General features: G+C 65.4%; 18 protein-coding genes and 1 tRNA gene. 15 read left to right on the top strand and 4 right to left on the bottom strand.

The window, feature by feature from the left end:
- Nucleotides 1–270 precede the first annotated feature (270 nt).
- From GFY24_RS36895 to GFY24_RS36885, 3 genes are all read left to right on the top strand, one after another.
- Nucleotides 271–432 carry a DUF397 domain-containing protein gene (locus GFY24_RS36895; RefSeq protein WP_309231784.1) on the top strand — a complete coding sequence of 54 codons (162 nt, stop codon included), beginning with the start codon at nt 271–273 and terminating at the stop codon, nt 430–432.
- 347 nt (nt 433–779) lie between these two features.
- Nucleotides 780–1,685 carry a helix-turn-helix transcriptional regulator gene (locus GFY24_RS36890; protein ID WP_153809742.1) on the top strand — a complete coding sequence of 302 codons (906 nt, stop codon included), beginning with the start codon at nt 780–782 and terminating at the stop codon, nt 1,683–1,685.
- Nucleotides 1,682–1,873 carry a DUF397 domain-containing protein gene (locus GFY24_RS36885; protein ID WP_309231783.1) on the top strand — a complete coding sequence of 64 codons (192 nt, stop codon included), beginning with the start codon at nt 1,682–1,684 and terminating at the stop codon, nt 1,871–1,873. The genes GFY24_RS36890 and GFY24_RS36885 overlap by 4 nt, the downstream gene beginning before the upstream one ends.
- A gap of 22 nt (nt 1,874–1,895) precedes the next feature.
- Here GFY24_RS36885 and GFY24_RS36880 read toward each other — a convergent pair whose 3' ends face one another.
- Entirely contained in the window at nt 1,896–2,537 is a 642-nt protein-coding gene (locus GFY24_RS36880) for a hypothetical protein (RefSeq protein ID WP_228567016.1), read from the bottom strand.
- A gap of 353 nt (nt 2,538–2,890) precedes the next feature.
- Here GFY24_RS36880 and GFY24_RS36875 point away from each other — a divergent pair, with 353 nt between their 5' ends.
- The 10 genes from GFY24_RS36875 (at nt 2,891) to GFY24_RS36830 (ending at nt 12,405) form a co-directional block, all read left to right on the top strand.
- A complete protein-coding gene (locus tag GFY24_RS36875) occupies nt 2,891–3,958 on the top strand; it encodes a hypothetical protein (protein WP_153809741.1) in 1,068 nt (355 codons plus the stop codon).
- A gap of 23 nt (nt 3,959–3,981) precedes the next feature.
- A complete protein-coding gene (locus GFY24_RS36870) occupies nt 3,982–4,776 on the top strand; it encodes a hypothetical protein (protein ID WP_153809740.1) in 795 nt (264 codons plus the stop codon).
- A 3-nt stretch (nt 4,777–4,779) separates the two neighbouring features.
- Nucleotides 4,780–5,637, top strand: a complete 858-nt coding sequence (locus GFY24_RS36865; RefSeq protein ID WP_153809739.1) for a hypothetical protein — start codon at nt 4,780–4,782, stop codon at nt 5,635–5,637.
- Nucleotides 5,634–6,254, top strand: coding sequence for a hypothetical protein (locus tag GFY24_RS36860; protein WP_153809738.1), 621 nt, complete (start codon nt 5,634–5,636; stop codon nt 6,252–6,254). Before GFY24_RS36865 ends, GFY24_RS36860 begins: the two co-directional genes overlap by 4 nt.
- A gap of 25 nt (nt 6,255–6,279) precedes the next feature.
- Nucleotides 6,280–7,974 (top strand): cutinase family protein, encoded by a 1,695-nt coding sequence (locus GFY24_RS36855; protein WP_309231782.1) that lies wholly within the window; start codon nt 6,280–6,282, stop codon nt 7,972–7,974.
- A complete protein-coding gene (locus GFY24_RS36850; protein ID WP_153809737.1) occupies nt 7,971–8,801 on the top strand; it encodes a hypothetical protein in 831 nt (276 codons plus the stop codon). The genes GFY24_RS36855 and GFY24_RS36850 overlap by 4 nt, the downstream gene beginning before the upstream one ends.
- 101 nt (nt 8,802–8,902) lie before the next feature.
- Nucleotides 8,903–8,975 (top strand) — tRNA-Gly (locus tag GFY24_RS36845).
- 120 nt (nt 8,976–9,095) lie between these two features.
- Complete coding sequence (locus GFY24_RS36840) at nt 9,096–9,395, top strand: hypothetical protein (protein ID WP_067564484.1); 300 nt, start codon at nt 9,096–9,098, stop codon at nt 9,393–9,395.
- An 80-nt stretch (nt 9,396–9,475) separates the two neighbouring features.
- Complete coding sequence (locus GFY24_RS36835) at nt 9,476–10,636, top strand: hypothetical protein (RefSeq protein WP_194853158.1); 1,161 nt, start codon at nt 9,476–9,478, stop codon at nt 10,634–10,636.
- Nucleotides 10,637–10,815: 179 nt separating this feature from the next.
- Entirely contained in the window at nt 10,816–12,405 is a 1,590-nt protein-coding gene (locus GFY24_RS36830; RefSeq protein ID WP_153809736.1) for an ABC transporter substrate-binding protein, read from the top strand.
- A gap of 82 nt (nt 12,406–12,487) precedes the next feature.
- On the opposite strand, the gene GFY24_RS36825 is transcribed toward GFY24_RS36830, so the two are convergent.
- Both GFY24_RS36825 and GFY24_RS36820 read right to left on the bottom strand, forming a co-directional pair.
- Nucleotides 12,488–13,468 (bottom strand): SDR family NAD(P)-dependent oxidoreductase, encoded by a 981-nt coding sequence (locus GFY24_RS36825; protein ID WP_153809735.1) that lies wholly within the window; start codon nt 13,466–13,468, stop codon nt 12,488–12,490.
- 79 nt (nt 13,469–13,547) lie between these two features.
- Nucleotides 13,548–14,498 (bottom strand): hypothetical protein, encoded by a 951-nt coding sequence (locus GFY24_RS36820; protein WP_309231781.1) that lies wholly within the window; start codon nt 14,496–14,498, stop codon nt 13,548–13,550.
- A 219-nt stretch (nt 14,499–14,717) separates the two neighbouring features.
- Between GFY24_RS36820 and GFY24_RS36815 the strand changes: the two genes are divergently transcribed.
- Complete coding sequence (locus GFY24_RS36815; RefSeq protein ID WP_153809734.1) at nt 14,718–15,935, top strand: MFS transporter; 1,218 nt, start codon at nt 14,718–14,720, stop codon at nt 15,933–15,935.
- A complete protein-coding gene (locus tag GFY24_RS36810; protein WP_309231780.1) occupies nt 15,932–16,471 on the top strand; it encodes a GNAT family N-acetyltransferase in 540 nt (179 codons plus the stop codon). Before GFY24_RS36815 ends, GFY24_RS36810 begins: the two co-directional genes overlap by 4 nt.
- On the opposite strand, the gene GFY24_RS36805 is transcribed toward GFY24_RS36810, so the two are convergent.
- Nucleotides 16,447–18,078 (bottom strand): TlrC/CarA/OleB/SrmB family ABC-F type ribosomal protection protein, encoded by a 1,632-nt coding sequence (locus tag GFY24_RS36805; protein WP_153809733.1) that lies wholly within the window; start codon nt 18,076–18,078, stop codon nt 16,447–16,449. The genes GFY24_RS36810 and GFY24_RS36805 overlap by 25 nt on opposite strands.
- Nucleotides 18,079–18,160 lie beyond the last annotated feature (82 nt).

The following is an 18,160-nucleotide window of genomic DNA, read 5'->3' as shown; positions in this document are numbered from 1 at the left end:
CCAGTTGCCGCATCGCACACTCGACCTCACCCATCATCTCCACGAATTCACCATCGGTGAGCGGATACAGGGATTCGGAAGCCAGGGTGCGCACCGCCGTGAGCAGCGCGTGCGCGCCGTCCACGATGCTGGTCTTTCCCCCTGGATTCATGCCTCAATTCTACCCGCGAGAAACAGACCTTGAAAGCCTAAATACAGTGTGATACAAAGCTATTCACATTTCCAAAGCGGCCCGACCCTTATGCCGCAACCCGCGAAGAAGCATGCGGAGTGAATATCGATCTGTCCCAGGCGAAATGGTTCAAGTCCAGCAAATCAACGAATGCTTCCGAATGCGTGGAGATCGCCTTCGTCGGCTCGGTCAATTACCTTGTCGGCGTGCGGGATTCGAAGGATCTGGGAACACTGAGTCGGTTCAACGGACGCTACTGATCCGGTGGCGAGGGATGAGGCGGGCGGTGGGGCGGGGGATGTAGATGTGTCCGCCGCCGGTGAGGGGTAGTACGAGTGGGTGAGACTCCCGAGGCTCGCGCTCACGATAGAACCCCCAACATGACCACGCGATTACTGCGCCGCACAGCGCGAGGATCGAGAGTAGAGCCCATGCGTCCCAAGACATTTCAGCCTCCGACCGAGGATTGAGGATGCGGATCAGAATCTTGCGCGCGCCCCCAGATTGATCGAAGTGGCACTACTAGCGGAGCAATTCCAGATATCCTTATGGAAATCCATTGAGGGGTAATCCAATACGGGGCTTCCCGGATAGTGAGGCTAAGGAAATGGCCGGATCATCACTTCCCCGCAGAGCACTGGGCCGGACTCTTCGCGAACATCGAATTCGGGCAGGCAAGGGCCAGTTGGTGGCCGGTCTGCACATTGAGATTTCGCCACAGAGCGTGGGCCGCATGGAAGATGGTCGAAAGATTAAAATATCGACGTCTCAAATTAGAGATCTACTGGACTTTTACGGAATCACCCCGGCAAACAAGGAACGGGACGAAATTCTCGCTCTGTGGGGGGAGGTCAAGCAGCAGGACCAGGCGGCCAAGATGCAAGGCACGACGAAGGGGTGGTGGCGGTCCTACAGTGACCAGTTCGCCGCACACTTCGATCACTACCTGGATCTGGAGACAGCTGCGGATCAGCTTACGACACACCAGCTTTCGCTGGTACCCGGCTTGCTGCAGACCTCGGGATATCGCCGGTCCCTGACAATCGCCGCAGATCCGGATCTGTCTGCAGTCGACGTCGAACGCCGACTCGAATTGGCCGCACGCAGACAGGTCGCACTCGACAAGGACCGATTCCGAATGAAAGCCCTTCTGTCGGAAGCGGTTCTGCGCCACCAGCCCGGCGGCCCTGCTGTGATGGCCGATCAGTTGCGACACCTCATCGCCGCATCCGAGCGCGGCAATGTCACGATTCGCGTCGTGCCGTTCAGCGCGCCCGCACCGCTCGGACTCGTGGCGCGTTCGTTCGCGCTACTCGAATTCCCACCGCTGGCAAGTCGATTGGTCGAACCACCGGTCGTCTATGTGGACGGCTACGAGGGCGCGCTTTATCTCGAACAGAGCGATGTGATCAACCGACATCGGCGGGCGATCGCCCATCTCGAGCAGGTAGCGTTGAGTGAAGATGCCACCGGGGACCTGGTGTGTCGTATCGCGAAGGAGCACGCGGAGTGAATATCGATCTGTCCCAATCGAAATGGTTCAAGTCCAGCAAGTCCCCGAATGCCTCCGAATGCGTTGAGATCGCATTCGCAGACAGTCATGTCGGCGTGCGGGACTCCAAGGATCCGGGTGGTCCCGCACTGGTCTTCTCCGGTGACCAGTGGGATTCATTCCTCGCCAGCGGGGTCTGGGAGCGCTGAGTAGTCGGCTGGAGCCGTGCGGTTATTTGGGCGGCTCCAGTTTGATCACTCCCTCGGGGATGGCCGGGATCGATTGCACCGTGGGGGTTTTCGAGTTGGGGTCGGGGAGGTCCAGACGCCAGTCGTCGGCTGACCATTCGACTGTTTGGAGAGTCGCGGCGATGCTGGCGTCGGTGTAGGTGGTGTAGATGGTGACGTCGGCTTTGGTTGCGGTGTAGGCGACGAATTTGTAGCCGGAGATGCGGGGGGCCACTATCGGGTTGGCGGGGGCGGTTATTGAGATCTGGGCTCGGGACAGGACCCAGGAGTCCTTGGCGGGGCCGGGCATCAGGGCTTGGGCGGCTACGTCGGGCCAGACGCCGTCGGGGGCCAGGGAGATGCGGACGGTGTGGTTGATGGCCGCGAGGGCCGCGCCCTGGGGTGTGTGGGAGTAGCCCGACGCGGTGGTGCCCAGTTTGGTGGGGCCGTCGTGTGCGCCGATGGGTAATTGGATGCCCTGGAAGGCTTCCCAGTGCACGTCGACGGGGGCACGGGTGGGGTCCGGGGGCGGGAGGTTGGTCGTGGTGACGGCGCTACCGCCCAGACCGCCACAGGCGGTGAGGGTCAGGGCCGCTATGAGGGACAGCGCGAGGGTTAGCGCGGAGGATGCTGAGCGGGCACGCATGGGAATTCCTTCCGGGAACCGGCGGGCGGGTGAGAAATACTGCGGCGCACGGTTCTTGCGGTGAGCGGAAGCGATCTTACGATGCGCAATCGCTGCGACAGAAGAATTCGTTCCGACTAACCCGTATCCGGTTGTGAGGCGCGCGGTTCCGGGTAGGATCGGTGCGGAAACATGATCATCGCACGGTGGTGGGGTTCAGTCATGGGTCTGTCGCGGTGGATTCGACACCAGGCGCGAATAGCGCTGGTCGGCAGGGGGTTTCGGGCGGGTCAGCCTGCGCTCGACCATACTGGTAAGGGGAATGGGTAATGAATTCCAAACGAACTTCACTCGTATTATCGGTCTTACCGATAATGCTTGTCGCCGGGCAGGGCATCGCGGGTGCCGCTCCCGGACAGCCGGGGCTCGCCGTCCCCGGTGAGGGGCAGCCGGGGTTGAGTACCTCGCCCGCGCCGCCCGCCGCGTCCGCACCCAGTCCCGCGGACTGGATTCCGGACCCGCCGGTCGCCCCGCCCAACCGGCCCCGTCCGCAACAGCAGACGCAACCGGATGTGAATACGCTGGTCCAGCCGAAGCCGCAGACCACGCAGCCGGATGCGACGGAACCCGAAGCGGTGCAGCCGCAGACGCCGAATCAGGAAGTGATGCCGTCCGATCCGCACAAGCTGCGGATTGGGACGAACACGGTTCAGCTGCCCGACTTCATCGATACGAAGTCACGGGACAAGGCCCAGACCTACCTGGATATGGCCGAGTGGCAGATCGCTGCGGCATACGACGGCATGGGCTACTCGCGCGAAGACTCCGACCGAATGGCCGCGTCAAGCACCATAGGCGCCCTGGTCGGCGTTGGCGCTGCCGCAGTCGCACCGATTGCTTTGATGCCGGGCGGATGTGTTGTCGGAGCCGTCGTCGGAGCCGTCGCGGGCGGTGCGATCGGTGGATTGCCCACTGCCGGTATCGGAGCCCCTGCAGGCGCCATCATCGGCGGCGCAGGTGGATGTGTAATCGGTGCGTCGATCGGCGGGCTCATCAGCGGTCCGGTGGTCATCGGCACCGCCTCGCTCGCGGCCCTCGCCGGTAAGTGGCTCAGTGGCGGCGATGCGACCAAACCACCGCCGGTCGATCCCACAACAGTCGATCAGCCTTTCGTCGCACCGGTTTCGGCCCCCGTCTCCCCCATCGTTCCCGCGGTCGCTCCCATCCAGGCAGCGCAACCCGTCTACGACGCCGTAGCCCCCGTAATCCAGCAGGCTGCTCCGATCGTGAACCAGGTCACCACCCAGGTCACGCAAACCGTCGACCAGGTGGTTCAATCCGTCGAAACCACAGTCGATTCCCTGCGTTCCGCCGTCACCCAGATGCCTCCGTTGACCCCCGAAAACTTCCTGGCCGCGCTAGCGCCCGCGCCAGGTGCCTAGACGAGAAAGCACTGGGAGACGCCGTGATCGAACAGGACGACCACACGGCGCCGCGACCACCACTACCCGCGTTACCGCCGACCGCACCGAATCCCCGCTCCGCCGGGCCGGAGACTCCGGCCTGGGCGCAGTGGCTGGACGAGGCCGCCACCGTACCCGGTGAGTCGAATGCGCATGTGCGCGTATCACTCTCCAAACCGGACGGTTATATCCCCGACGACCCGATGGCGGGGCTGATGGCGGCCGCCCGGGAACGCTCCGAGCAGACCCGTCGCCGCCGTCAGATACGCGCGCGCCTGATGATGGTCGCGGCGGCCGTCGCCGCTGTCGCCGTGCTCGCGGTGGGCGCGCTGGTGATATTCACCCCGGACACCGAACCCACCGCGGCCCCGGTCACGAAATCCGCTGCCCCGTCGGCGAATCCGCTGGTCCAGCCGGCCCAGCCCGCGTGGTGTCAGACCGCCAGCACGGCCGACCGCGTGAGCGGTTCCAGCACAGGCGATCTCAGCAGCGGCCCCGGCGTCATCCTGCACCTGGAATACGCCTGGTACGTGCTGCGTGATGCCGCCGTGGTCCGCAGTCTGCTCACCCCGGACGCGCAGGCCGCACCGGAACAGGCCACCCGCGATGCCATTTGGGCGGTCCCGGCCGGAACCCAGCACTGTGTGAGCATTACCCGGCTGACCGCCGACCGCTGGGATGTCACCGTCAATGAACTCCGCCCGGACGGTGCGCAATCGTCCTGGCAGCAGATCTTCACCACCGTCTCGCGGGACGGCAATGTGCGGATCAGCTCGATCATCGCCGGCGGCAGGTGAGCGATGGTCGATGTCCATGACCTGATCCGCCGCGCCACCGAACCCGAGGCCGAGCCCGCGCCGCGCACCCCGATCGGTAAACCCACCGATCCGGTACCGCTGCGCGGCGGACAGGGACGCCTGGTGCGCGCCGCCGTGCCCTCGGTGCTGGTGCTCGGCGGCTCCGGGTCGTCCGGATCATCGACCACCGCACTGGGTTTGGCCGCCGCGGCCGCCGTCGACAGTGAGGGCGAGGTGTGGCCGGTCGCGGTCGACGCCACCCTCGGCGGCGGCGATATCGGACGACGCGGCTGCGATGCGGCCCAACCGGTGAGCACCATCCAAACCTGGCTGGTGTCCGCGCACCCCGAACTGCCCTCCAGTGTCGGCGCGTGCGCGGGGCAGACCAGTACCGGTGTGCGGGTACTCCCCCGCGGTCCGGACGCGCTGCCGCGCCGGGAATCGCTGGTCTCGGTGGCGCGGCATCTCGAAACCGCCGGGCTGCTGGCCGTTTTCGACGCGGGCGCACCGGTGACCAGTCGGCTCGCCGCTCCCCTGCTCTCCGATCCGCGCGTGGGCCTGGTGATCACCGTGGCCGCGCGCCCGGACGCCATCAACCGGCTGCAACCCGCGCTCGAATGGCTGGACGAGAACTTCAGCGAATTCGTCGTCGGCGACGCGGTGATCGTGCTGACCGAGCAGACACCCGGCTCCGGCACGGCCATCCTCGCGCATGTGCGCGCGCACCTCGGCGAATGGGTGCGCGCGGTGCAGTTGGTGCCCTTCGATATTCACCTCGCCAGCGGTGGACTCATCTCCTGGCATCGACTGGCCGCCGAGACCCGCGACGCCTACCTGGCGCTACTGGGGGCGGTGCGATGACCATGCTGAGCCTGCCCCCGGTGCCCATGTGGCAACGCGCCGTACCGAATCGGCCCGCCCGTCCGCCGCTGCTGTGGCTGGTCGGCGTGCACGGCGGCGCGGGCGTGAGCAGTCTGGCCGCGAGCATGAGCTGGGCCGGGGATGCCGGACAGCGCTGGCCCGCGCGCATCGGCATCGGCGCGGATATGGACTCGCCCCTGGTCGTGCTGGTGGCACGCACGCATATGCGCGGGATGAATACGCTGCACCGCGCGCTGCTCTCACACGAACAGCACGCCACCCCCGCCGGCAGTGAAGTGGTGGGAATTATCACTGTCGCCGATTCCGCACGCCCACTGCCCAATCCGGTCGAGGACCGCCGCCACGATGCCGAAGACCTCGCCCGGGAACTCGGCGCGCAGGTGTGGCGGCTCGGCTGGCTGGAACAGTGGCGTGCCCTCGAACCTCACGAAATGGCGGCGTGGAATCCGGCTGTCACCGGCTCACCGCTGGATGACGGCGATCCCACTCGCACTCCGCCCCAACCGGTTCGGCATCTCGCCGAACAGATCCTCACCTCGGCCCGCGCGGCCGGGGCGCGGATCACCGAACGCGCGTATCCAGACGCGCAGACCTAGTCCATGAGCTGAACGAGGGTGTGGCGTGGTCCGGAAACTGTTGCTCATCATCACCACCGCAGGGCTTTTCACGGCGGTGGCCATCGGCGGTGCCGGGGCGGGACCGCCCGATACCAGCCTGTCCCTGGAGAGCTGCCCGGCGCTGTTCGCGCTCGGCATCCAGGGCACCGGGGAGTCCTCACCCGATGCTGCGGTGACCACCGATACCGGCATGCTGTCCACGGTCTTCCGACCGATGATGTCCGAGGCATCGGACGCGGGACTGGTCGATCGCGCGTATGTGCCGTACGAGTCGTCGTTCGGCGGAGTGGTCATCAGTGACAAGACCACTTACTCACAGTCGGTGTCCAATGGGCTGGATCGATTGCGGTCCATGGCGAAACAGGTCGCGGACCGGTGCCCGAACACCCGGATCGCGGTAGCTGGATATTCGCAGGGGGCGCATGTGGCGTCGCTCTTCGCCCAGGAGGTCGCCGCGGGCAAGGGGGTGGTGCCCGCCGACAAGGTCGCCGCGGTCGCACTGTTCGGCGATCCCACACGGACCGCGGGGGCGGCCATGTTCCCCGGCAAGCCCGGACAGAAGGAACCCGATCCCGCGCCCGGCACCGGCGGCACCGAAGTCGCGAAACTGCCGCCGCCACCGCAATCGGATACACCGCCCAAAGGGTCGGGGATGGGTACCGCCGCCAATATCGGCAATGTCTCCACCATCTCCACTGTCTCCGCTACCACCGGGACCAATGGGACCGCGGTCAACTTCGGCAGCCTGAGCGGGCGGGTGGCCAGCTTCTGCGCCGACGGGGACTTGGCATGCGACGCGCCGGACAACGCACCGTTGCTCAAGGCGGTGGCGAATATCGCTGGGCAGGTGCAGATTTCGGGCGGCGATCCGATCGCATCGCTGAAATCCATTGCCGAGGCACTGGCTTTCACCTCCATCAAGACTTTCACCTCGGTGGTGAACAATGACATCTCCGGTAAATCGATTACCGATCTGTCCATTCAGCCGCAGAAGTCGCTGTCGCAGCGGGTGGCCGATGCCGCCGATCCCAATACCGCGCTGAACCTGCCCGGGGCATTGCAGGCCCTGGCAAAGGTCGGCACCATTGCCTTCAATTCCGTTGTGGCCGTGGTGAAGAGCGTGCTCACCGCCACCAATATCGCCGAGATCGCGGCGGCGGGACTCGCGAATCCCATTGCCGGACTTGCCCTGCTCGGCACCAAACTGGTCGGCGCGGTGGCGGAACTGGTGCCACCCACCACCATCAGCAATCTGACCACGCAGGCCTTCTCGGCGCTGGTGCAGAACGTCACCGACAATAAGGACCTGCTGGACGTCACCACCTGGGTGCGGTACTGGAACACCGCCGCCAAGCATGACTACACCCACGCACAGGGTGGCGGATTCGGGGACAGCCCAACACAATTCGTGGGCACCTGGTTCGCGGCGCTGGCACACGACCTGTCCTCGGTGAGCAAGCCCGGGGCGGTACCGGTCGGCGGAAGTGACAAGCCCAGTGGCGGATTCGACTTCGCGCCGACCAGCACCGTCACCACCAGTGCCGTACCCGGTGGGCAATTCCCGCTCGGCACAGGCGGTTCCGGCGGGACCACCACCAGCGGCAGCGCACCAGTCATCGCCATCGCGCCCACCAGTGCGGCCGCGCCGACCAGCGGAGCGCCGCTCATCCCGGACCTCCAACCACAGGCGACACGATGACCACACAGGAACGGGAGCCGCTGACTCCCCGCGCGGACGAGGACGAATACACCGGCAACTGGTCGGATTGGATCGAACCCGAACCCGAACCGGAGCCCGAACCCGTCGCGGCGCGCTACGCCGAACCCGCCTACGACGATGACGACTACGACGACGAGTACTACGAGCCCGGTCTGCGAGCGCATGTGGGCGCGCGGCACCGGCGGGGGCAGGCCGCACCGCTGCGGTCGAAACCGCGCAAGGGGCCCTACCCCGCTTGGGCCGTACCACTACTCGGGGTATTGGCCGTACTCGCGGTGGTCGCCGCCGTCGCGGTGCAGATCGCCAAAATGAGTCCGGAGGACAAGAGCGGACCCATGCCGACCGTGGTCGCCTCCGCACCGCCCAGCTCGGCCGCACCGAGTTCGGCCGCACCGGCGGCGGAGGCGAATCCGGCGCTGTGCCCGAATGAGATGAGCGGCACCAGCATTCGCGGCAATGGACCCGGGAGTACGCACACCGGACCCGATGCCATCCTCGCGCTGCAGAATCGGTACTACGTGGAACGCAATGGGCAGCGCGTGCACGAGATGTTCGCACCCGATGCCACCGCGCCCTCGGTCGCCGATATCCAGGCGGGGATCGACAGCATTCCGGTGGGCACCATCTACTGCGTGCAGATCATGCCCGGACCGTTCGCCGGACAGCACATCATGGTGGTCACCGAGACGCATCCGGACAGCTCACGGCGGGTGTGGCCACCACAACTGGTGCTCACCTCGACCACCGGGGACCGGACGCTGGTCTCCTCCATCGTGCCGCTGCAGAGCGAGGCGGCACCGCGTTGAAAACGGGGCTGGACAAGCCCCGTTTTGGTGTTCGGCGCATCGTCGGCTAATGTCTTTTCTCGCACGCAGGACGGAGTCGCGAGGCTCCCGAGGACGCGCAAGCGGATGTAGCGCAGCTGGTAGCGCATCACCTTGCCAAGGTGAGGGTCGCGAGTTCGAATCTCGTCATCCGCTCAACGGACTTCCTGTCCATCCCCCTTACGGACACGTAAACTCCTCTCGCGCAAAGCATCTCACACAACATTCCCGCGCATGGCGGGCTGTTTTCGAGGTAACGTCATTGGGGTGACCCCCATGCTCAGCGCCTTCCACGACACTGTGCTTCATCTCAGCGACAGCTCCGTGCTCGCCCAGATCAGCAACCCCACACCCGAGACACCGCCGGTGGCCGACAAGCTGCTCAAGCTGGTCCGCTACTTCACCTGGTTCGTGCTGCTCTCCGGTGTCCTGGGCATCACCTACGCGGGCGGTCGCTTCGCGTGGGAGAAATGGTCCGGCGGCGGCCTGGCCTCGCCGAAGATGGTGGCGGGCGCCATGATCGGCGGCATCATCGCCACCAGCGCCGGAACCATCATGAACGCGGCAATCGGCTGATTCGGTAGCCGACCTCCCGCAACCTGTCGGCCCCCGCCACTAAGCTCGTCGAACAGACTGGCGAAACGGCAGGGGCCACTGTGACGAGAACTGAGCGTGCGGCGATATCCTCCGATGCCTTCGGGCTGGAGGATATCGACGAGGTGCTGGCCATCATGGTCGGCGAACAAGCTGTCGAACGCCCGCGCGAGGGCGAGCTCATCACCTGCCGTCTCGGCTTGGACGGCGAACCCCCGGAAACCCTGACCCTGCTGGGCGCACGCTTCGGCGTATCCCGCGATCGTGCGCGCCAGCTCTACACCCGTGCCGTGGGCAATATGGTGCGTGCCGCACAGCTCGACGGCGAACATGATCTGAGCGTCTTCGCCCAGCGGTATCCACTCGGGTGGAGCGATGAACGTCTGGTGCGCACGCTGCTCGCGGAAACCTATGCCACCGACAGCGATATCGTCGCGCAGGACCGTGCTTATCTGAAGCTGCGCCTGGCCGGGCATGACCTGCAGGAGTCGAAGCGGTTGGCGGGCTTCGTATTCCAGCGCATCGCCGGCTGGCAGCAGAAGGGGCGGTGGCATCTCATGCCGCCCGAGCATCTGGAAGAGGTGCCGGCGGGCATCTGGAACCCTTGGCTGCATCGCGTGGAATGGGCCGACGGGTCGCCCGACGAACTGCCCGGAGCTCCCGCGCGCACCCTGGATCTCGGGGATGACGGGCGCGGGTCGATGTACTCCGAAAAACTCTCCCGCGAAACGACTTTCGACACCGGGCTACAGGCTCGCATGCTGCGCCAGCTGGACGGCAGCGAACGCGTCGAGAGCTTCCAGGAGTACCCGGCCGAGATCGTCTACGACATCGACGGCAGCGAACGCGTGCACTACCCCACCGCCGTCGCCCGCTTCACCGACGGCCGGGTCGTGCTGATCGACGTAATTCCTCTGGCTCACACCGCATTCCATGTGAACCGCGTCAAATCCGCCGCGGGACGCGCCTACGCGCACGCCCACGGCTGGGGCTGGCTGGTCTGGACCGGCAGTGAGGAAGGCGTCGCGGATCTCATGGCGCACAAGGTGAATACCCGGCACGAGAATCTACTGCGCAACCGACTGGCCGCCGGCCCCATGGACTGGACCGAACTACGCCGCTACCGCGATGACACCGGCATCGAACTCCTCGACCTCGCGGCACTGGTGCTACGGCACCAATGGCGCTGGGACCGTGGGCCGTTCCGGCTCACACACGGGTGAGCTCCGGCCGAATTTCGTATTGCCGGGACGCAAATATGCTGAAACAAATACGATTCAGACCTGTGGTTACGCCGTTCAAGATCGCTACCCTCCCACGATAGCCGCAGCCGGGCGGGTGCCTCGACGCCTGACGCCACGGCTGTGCCACACACGCAGGAATGGGGAGAATTTTGAAACGAATGACTATCGCCGCCTTGTGTTTCGCGGCCGCATTGATCGCCAGTCCGGCGCTGACGGGGTGTTCGTCCAGCAGTGGCGGCGATGACGGATACGTCACAGTCAATGCCGGTGAGCCACAGAATCCCCTGGTGCCCACCAATACCAACGAGAACATGGGTGGGCGCGTCGTCGACCGGTTGTTCGCGGGGCTCAAGTACTACGACGTGGACGGCAAATCCTTCAACGAGCTCGCGCAGTCGATCGACTCACCGGACCGGAAGCACTACACCATTACGCTGAAACCGGACTGGACCTTCACCGACGGGACGCCGGTCACCGCTAAATCATTCGTCGACGCCTGGAACTACGGCGCACTGGGCACCAATGGCCAGCTGAACAACTGGGTGTTCTCGCCCATTGTCGGCTACACCGATGTGGCAGCCGATCCGCCCAAGGCGCAGACCATGTCCGGGCTCAAAGTGGTCGACACACGTACGTTCACAGTCGATCTCACCCAGCCTTCGATGGATTTCGAACTGTCACTGGGCTTCTCGCCGTTCTATCCGATGCCCGAGGTCGCCTTCAAGGATATGAAGGCGTTCGGTGAACATCCCGTCGGCAACGGCCCGTACGAGCTGACCAGCTGGGATCACAATGTCGAGATCAAGGTGAAGCCGAACCCGGGCTATCACGGCGGACGGCCCGCGAAGAACAAAGGGCTGCGGTTCATGATGTACCAGTCCTTCGACACCGCCTACGCCGATCTGCTCGCCGGCAACCTCGACGCGCTCGACACCGTCCCCACCAGCGCGCTGGAAACCTATAAGAAGGATCTCGGCGACCGCGCCATCGACCATCCCACCGCACAGAACCTGCACATCGGTATCCAGCCGAACCTGGCGCACTTCGGTGGCGCGGAGGGCGTGCTGCGGCGCAAGGCGGTCTCGATGGCGATCAACCGAGAACAGATCTGCGCCAATATCTTCCACGGCGCGCGCCTGCCCGCCCTCGACTTCACCGCCTCCACCCTGCCCGGGTTCCGCGGTGACCTGCCCGGCGCGCAATGGCTGAAGTTCAACCCGGACGAGGCCAAGAAGCTGTGGGCGCAGGCCGATGCCATCTCCCCGTGGTCGGGCAGTCTGCAGATCGCCTACAACGCCGACGGCGATCACCAGGCGGTCATCGAAGCCATTGCCAACAGCGTGAAGAACACCCTCGGCATCGACACCGGAGGGTTCCCGTATCCGACCTTCAAGAACGTGCGCGACGAAGTCACCCATCGCACCATCAACAAGGCGTTCCGGTATGGCTGGCAGGGCGACTACCCGTCCATGTTCGAATTCCTCACCTCGCAGTACCTGTCCGGCTCGGAAACCAACGACATCGACTACGCCAACCCGGAAGTCGACCGGCTCATCAACGCGGCCCTGGCGTCGGCCACCCCCGATCAGGCCTACGGGCTGCTAGCCCAAGCCCAAACCCTGCTGCTGGCCGATATGGCCGACATCCCCGTGCTCGAGTACAGCGCCGCAGCGGCCCGCTCGGACAAGGTCAAAGCCAAGGTCACCTGGTCCGGACTCTTCGACTTCGAGAACATCGAGAAGCCGTAGCCGGGTACACATCTGAATGCGGCCGAGCCCTGCGGGCGCATCGGGAGGAGACCGATGCGCGCCGCGGGGTTCGGTTCCTGCGCTATGGGGTGCCGACGAGCGTGCTGGAGGTGACCTGATCGTCGTCGGTTACCGCGGCCGGTTCCGGCTGCGGCGCAGGGGCTTTCGTTAGCTCCGTGTCGGGGAGCATGCGGTGCAGGGAATTCAGGCCCTGGCGGGCCACGCTCGGAAGCATGCGGTTGAACCACAGGGACAGGGCGCCGTGCAGGTTCTCCAGGTGTGCGGGGCGGCGGACGATGGCGTCGACCAGCATGTCCACCGCAGCATCGGCGGAGAGGGTTTTGTAGCCGCTCCAGCCCAGGGAGGCGCTCATATCGGTGGCTACTAGGGGGATGCGGACGTCGGTGAAAGCGACTCCGTCGGAGAGGCATTCGACCGCTGCTATCCGGTTCACCGCTTCGAGCGCGGCCTTGGAGCCGACGTAGGCGGAGAAGCGGGGCACATCGGTGATCACACCGAGCGAGGAGCTCGACACGATATGGCCGGAACCACGCCGGCGCATCTCCGGCAGCAGGCGCAGCATCAGCCCGACCGGACCGAAGTAGTTGATGCGCATGGTGCGTTCGAAATCATGCAGGCGATGCTCGGACGCGGCGACCGAACGCCAGATGGAGCGGCCCGCGTTGTTGACCAGTACATCCGGTGCGCCGAACTCGACCAGCACCTCATCGGCAAGCTTGTCCACGCCCTCGGCGGTGGACAGATCCGAGGTGATGGCGAAACCCTTGCCGCCCCGCGTCCGGATCTCCGCGACCAGCTGATCCAATTCGCTTGTGCGACGGGCGGTCACGATGACCAGCGCGCCCGCGTCCGCCACCCGCAATGCCAGGGCGCGACCGATACCACTGGACGCGCCGGTGATCAGCACCGTCTTACCCGCCACGCGATCATTCAGCGTCGGCCCGAACGGCCGCGGCAGACGATGCGGCACGGTCAGCACATTCACCACCTGACGGACCAACTCCACCTGGGCTTTCGCGACAGTCCTACGAATGCTCGTCAACGCACTACCTCAAACTCTCAAAGCTCGTACTTCCCTTGCGCGCGACGATATTCAACGATCGTGACCAATCGGTTACCAGTCAGCGGATCAACACACCCGCGGTTATGAAGGTGATGATGATCAACACGGCGAACCAGGTGATCAACTGCCAGTGCATGATCGCCGCCTTCTGACCGGCGACCGTAATCCGCAGCGTGGCATCCACCCGGCTGTGATCGGCTATGCGGCGACGTGCCTGCGCCAGATCATCGGCCTGCTCCTGGGCGGCGACCTCGGCCCGCTCCAGCCGATGCGTCAAACGCAGCATCTGCTTGGTCTTATCGCGGGTGGCCTTGCGCGCCAGGGCAAGCGCGGTGCGCTGATTCATAAGCTCCTGGCGCTGCCGTGCGATCACCGCCGCCTGTGTCCGAGTGTGGCGCTCCCAATCGGTCACCGTGGCCCAGCCTCCCATGTGCTCGTCGCGGCAGCCGTAAGCGTGCTCCTGCGCGACCCAACCTGTGATGAATTCCCTTAGCTCACAGGCGGTTTGACTGGGCGAGACCACACCACCGGGGCCGGCGGAGAGCATACCGCCCAGTACCCGGTAGTCACACGCCGCGGGCGCGAAATCGTCGATACCCAGGGCGGGCAGCTGTGCGGTCCAGAAACCGGGCGGGGTAATCCACAGCACCTCACCGACACCACCCGACTTCAACGCGGCGGTGAGCTGGCGCGCGCGCCCCAACTCCGGTGCCGCACTGTGCACCTCGATGGCGCACACCCGATCGCCGCTGCGCCACAACAGATCCGGCGTCAATCCACCGATCTCGACATCCACTCGCGCCTCGTCGGCACCGGCCTCCACCAATCGTGCGCGCAGCCAGAACTTCAACCGCTGCACATCCCGATGACAGTTCGCACATCCCGGTTCCCGGCACCGCTCACCCGGCCGATGCCCACGCGAATCCGCCACCGCCGGTATCCGATTCGGTTCCGGATCGACGAGGGCCACCGATTGCCCGCTCGGAACTTCCACTTGCCTCGTGCTCACACGATCACCGCCCCAGCCACTTCTTCATGAACCGCTTCCGATGTACCCGGAAACCACCGGTCCACGCCTTAGTCTCCAGAGTGCCGCAGCCCATGGGTACCCAGACAGGAAAGCGGCAAGATTCGTTACCCAACCGCGAGCGCGTCGTAATGAACGGCCGGGCGGATTGTTATCGCCGCCCGGGATGCCGGACTCGATTGCCGCCGCTACTCTTTCGGGATGCTCGAGACCACGAACCCGCAGCTCCGTGCGGCGCGCGCCGCGAATTCGGTGGCGTTCGCACTCCAGGGGTTCTTCCTGGCCGTCGTCCTGACCGAGCTGCCGCAGCAGCGCGACAAATTCGGACTCACCGATACGCTCATCGTCGCCTCTGTGGCCATGATCTCCGTGCTCGCAGGTGGCGGCAGTCTCACCGCGGAGAAGATCGCGCTGCATTGGTCCAGTCGGACGGCGCTGCGGATCGGGCTGCTGCTCATCGCGATCTCGGGTGTGGCGGTGGCGTTCTCGCCGAACAAGGTCGTGCTGTTCATCGCGCTCGGGGTGTACGGGATCGCGGTCGGCATCGTGGACGCGGGCACCAATATGCAGGCGGTGTTCATTCAGCACGGGTACGGGCGGTTCGTACTGTCCTCGTTCTATGCGGCGTGGAGTGGCGGGTCGATTGTCGGGGCGCTGTTCGTCTCCGCGTTCGAGGGGCTGAATGTGCCGCTGTGGGTGACGATTCTGACCGCGTCCGCGGTCGTGCTCGCGGGAGCGGTGGCGGCGGGGCCGCGACTGCTCGGCAGCGATGACGCCGAGGCCGGGCCCGCCGAGCAGGAACCCGTTACCTCGGTGCCCACGCGGATCTTCCTGATCTTCGGTGTGGTGCTGGCGCTGGCGTTCGCCATCGACTTCGCGGTGGGCAACTGGTCGGCGCTGTATCTCACCGATGTGCTGCTGTCCTCGTCGTCGACCGCGGCGCTGGCTTTGGCCGCCTACCAAGGTGCTTCGCTGCTGGGCCGGCTCACGGGCGATATCTGGGTGCGGCGGTACGGGCCGCGCATGGTGGTGCGGGGCGCGTCCATCGTGGGTTCGATCGGGCTCGTCGTGGTGCTCGCGTCTCCCGTGCCGGTTGTCGCGATTATCGGATTCCTCATTGCCGGAATCGGATTGCCGCTCATCGCACCGCTGTGCTTCAGCGAGACCGGACAGCTCACCAGCGGGCGCGGGCTCGATGCGCTGATCGCACGGCTCAACCTCTTCAATTACGCGGGGACGCTGGTGGGTGGTGTGGTCGTCGGCGCCATCTCGGCCGGGGCGAATCTGCGGGCCGGATTCGTGGTGCCGCTGCTGTTCGCGGTGGTGCTGATCGGGTTCGCGCAGGTCTTCCACACCCGCACCGGAGGCACCGGAGCGCCCGCCCGGGCCGCCACGGACCATGCTTCACTGGACCAGTGAGCAACTCCCCCGTCACCATCGTTCGGGCCGGTCGCGGCGATGCCGAAGCCCTGAGCGAAGTGGCCGCCGCGACCTTTCCACTGGCCTGCCCGCCGAGATCCACGGCCGCCGATATCGCGGCGTTCGTCAGCGAATGGCTCTCACCGGAACGGTTCGGCGAATACCTCACCGATCCGACCCGAACGGTTCTCAAAGCCGTCTCGGATGGACGAATCGTCGGATACAGCCTGCTGCACACCGCCGAACCCGCCAATCCCGATGTGGCCGCGGTGATTACGCTGCGGCAGGTAACCGAGCTCAGCAAGATGTACGTGCTGCCCGGACACCACGGCGATGGGGTGTCCGCCGGACTCATGTCCGCGGTACTCGAAACCGCCCGGAATGCGGGCAATGCGGCGGTGTGGCTGGGCGTGAACCAGGAGAATGTGCGTGCCCAGCGGTTCTACAGCAAACACGGATTCGAGATCGCCGGTACCAAAACCTTCCTGGTCGGGACGCAGACTCACAGCGACTACGTCATGCAGTACAAGTTCTGAGCCGCAGGCATTTCCAGGGTGCTGCCACGGAATTGACTACGCATACGGCGGTCGTGGGTAACCAGGACTACCGCGCCCGGGAAGCCGGTCAGGGCCTGCTCCAGATCCTCCACCAGGGCGGGGGACAAATGGTTCGTCGGCTCGTCCAGGAGTAGCAGATCGACGGGATCCGTTACCAGCCTTGCCAATTCGATGCGGCGGCGCTGACCGTAGGACAGCTCCCGCACCCGCAGGGTCAGATCGGCCGCCCGGAACAGACCCAGCGCGAGAAGCTCCTCCGCATGCTCATCGGGATAGCCGACGCGGCCTGCGGCGAATGCCTCCAAGACGGTTTCGCCTGCCGCCCAAGGCAATTCCTCCTGACGTAGATGACCGACGCGACCGCGCACAGTTAGTTCCCCACTGTCCGGTGACAATTCACCGGACAGTACCTGCAGCAGCGTGGTCTTACCGGCCCCGTTCGGACCGGTAACCAACAGCCGTTCGCCCGCACCGATCCGCAGACCATCCAGCCGCAATCGATCCTCGACCACAATGTCGGCAAGCTCCGCGACCCGTAGCCCGCCCGCTCCCCCGGCGGCAGTCATTCGCGTGGTGAAGTGCAATGGATCTGCCGGTGCGGCAATGGGATTCGCGGTCAGTCTGGCTACGCGTTCCTTGGCGTTGCGGATGCGGGACTGTGCGCCGTGGCCTCGGCTGCGGGTGCGGAAGGGGCCCGCGGCGAAGACCGCCAGGGGGAGTTTGCGCGGGATGGCTTCCAGGCGAGCGACATTGGACTCCGCGAGGCGTTCACCTCGGGCGAGTTCGGTTCGCCAGGCGTCGTGCTGCTGCTGTTGACGTTGGCGGGCTGCGGCTTTCGCGGTCAGGTAGCCCGCGTAGCCATTGCCGTGGCGGGAGACCTGGGCCGCATCCACTTCGATGACCACGGAGGTGATGCGTTCCAGGAATACTCGGTCGTGGGTGACCGCTACGACGGTGCCGCGATGGGCACGGAGGTGGCGTTCGAGCCATTCCACGGTCGCGTCGTCGAGGTCGTTGGTGGGCTCGTCAAGTAGGAGCAGTTCGGGGGCGGAGGCGAGAGTTCCGGCCAGGGCCAGACGTCGCTGTTCACCACCGGAGAGTGTGTGTAGCAAGCGATTTCGATCCAGGCCGGGGAGGCCGAGGCCGTGCAGGGCGGCTTCCACCCGCTGCTCGACCTCATATCCGCCACGCGCCTCGAATCGCTGTACGAGATCCTCGTAGACCGCCAGGCGCTTGCCGAGCGAACCCGGCGCGATCAGCGCCTGTTCGGCCTGACGCATGCGGGCTTCGAGATCCCGAATATCGCTGAGCGCCAAGTCGATCGCGTCGGCGACCGTCGCGGTGGGCGGGAGATCCAGGCTTTGCGCCAGGTATCCCGTCCCGCCGGGTGAGTGCACGATCAGCTCGCCATTGTCGGGTCGTTCCCGCCCGGCGATCAATCGCAGCAGCGTGGATTTGCCGGAGCCGTTGTCGCCGACCACACCGACCTTGTCACCGGGCTGGATGGTGAGGCTGACACGATCCAGGACGACGCGGTCGTCGTATCGCTTGGTTACTTCTACGAGCGTGAGTTGGGCAGTAAGCATGGGTATCCCCTGTTCTCGGTGTGTGAGAAGACGACGCGGAGCGAAAGCTCAACGCGACGTGGCGATTACAGGAAGAAGAAAT

Origin of the sequence: Nocardia sp. SYP-A9097 (assembly GCF_009649815.1) — a bacterium.
In the GTDB taxonomy this organism is placed as follows: Bacteria; Actinomycetota; Actinomycetes; order Mycobacteriales; family Mycobacteriaceae; genus Nocardia.
Note: the sequence above shows the minus strand (reverse complement) of the source record. Positions and strands in the feature narration are given on the sequence as shown.

Coding starts and splice junctions, on each gene's coding strand:
- GFY24_RS36860 (WP_153809738.1), top strand. CDS start 5,634: ATGACCATGCTGAGCCTGCCCCCGGTGCCCATGTGGCAACGCGCCGTA.
- GFY24_RS36840 (WP_067564484.1), top strand. CDS start 9,096: ATGCTCAGCGCCTTCCACGACACTGTGCTTCATCTCAGCGACAGCTCC.
- GFY24_RS36890 (WP_153809742.1), top strand. CDS start 780: ATGGCCGGATCATCACTTCCCCGCAGAGCACTGGGCCGGACTCTTCGC.
- GFY24_RS36875 (WP_153809741.1), top strand. CDS start 2,891: ATGCTTGTCGCCGGGCAGGGCATCGCGGGTGCCGCTCCCGGACAGCCG.
- GFY24_RS36805 (WP_153809733.1), bottom strand. CDS start 18,078: ATGCTTACTGCCCAACTCACGCTCGTAGAAGTAACCAAGCGATACGAC.
- GFY24_RS36850 (WP_153809737.1), top strand. CDS start 7,971: ATGACCACACAGGAACGGGAGCCGCTGACTCCCCGCGCGGACGAGGAC.
- GFY24_RS36880 (WP_228567016.1), bottom strand. CDS start 2,537: ATGCGTGCCCGCTCAGCATCCTCCGCGCTAACCCTCGCGCTGTCCCTC.
- GFY24_RS36830 (WP_153809736.1), top strand. CDS start 10,816: ATGACTATCGCCGCCTTGTGTTTCGCGGCCGCATTGATCGCCAGTCCG.
- GFY24_RS36865 (WP_153809739.1), top strand. CDS start 4,780: ATGGTCGATGTCCATGACCTGATCCGCCGCGCCACCGAACCCGAGGCC.
- GFY24_RS36815 (WP_153809734.1), top strand. CDS start 14,718: ATGCTCGAGACCACGAACCCGCAGCTCCGTGCGGCGCGCGCCGCGAAT.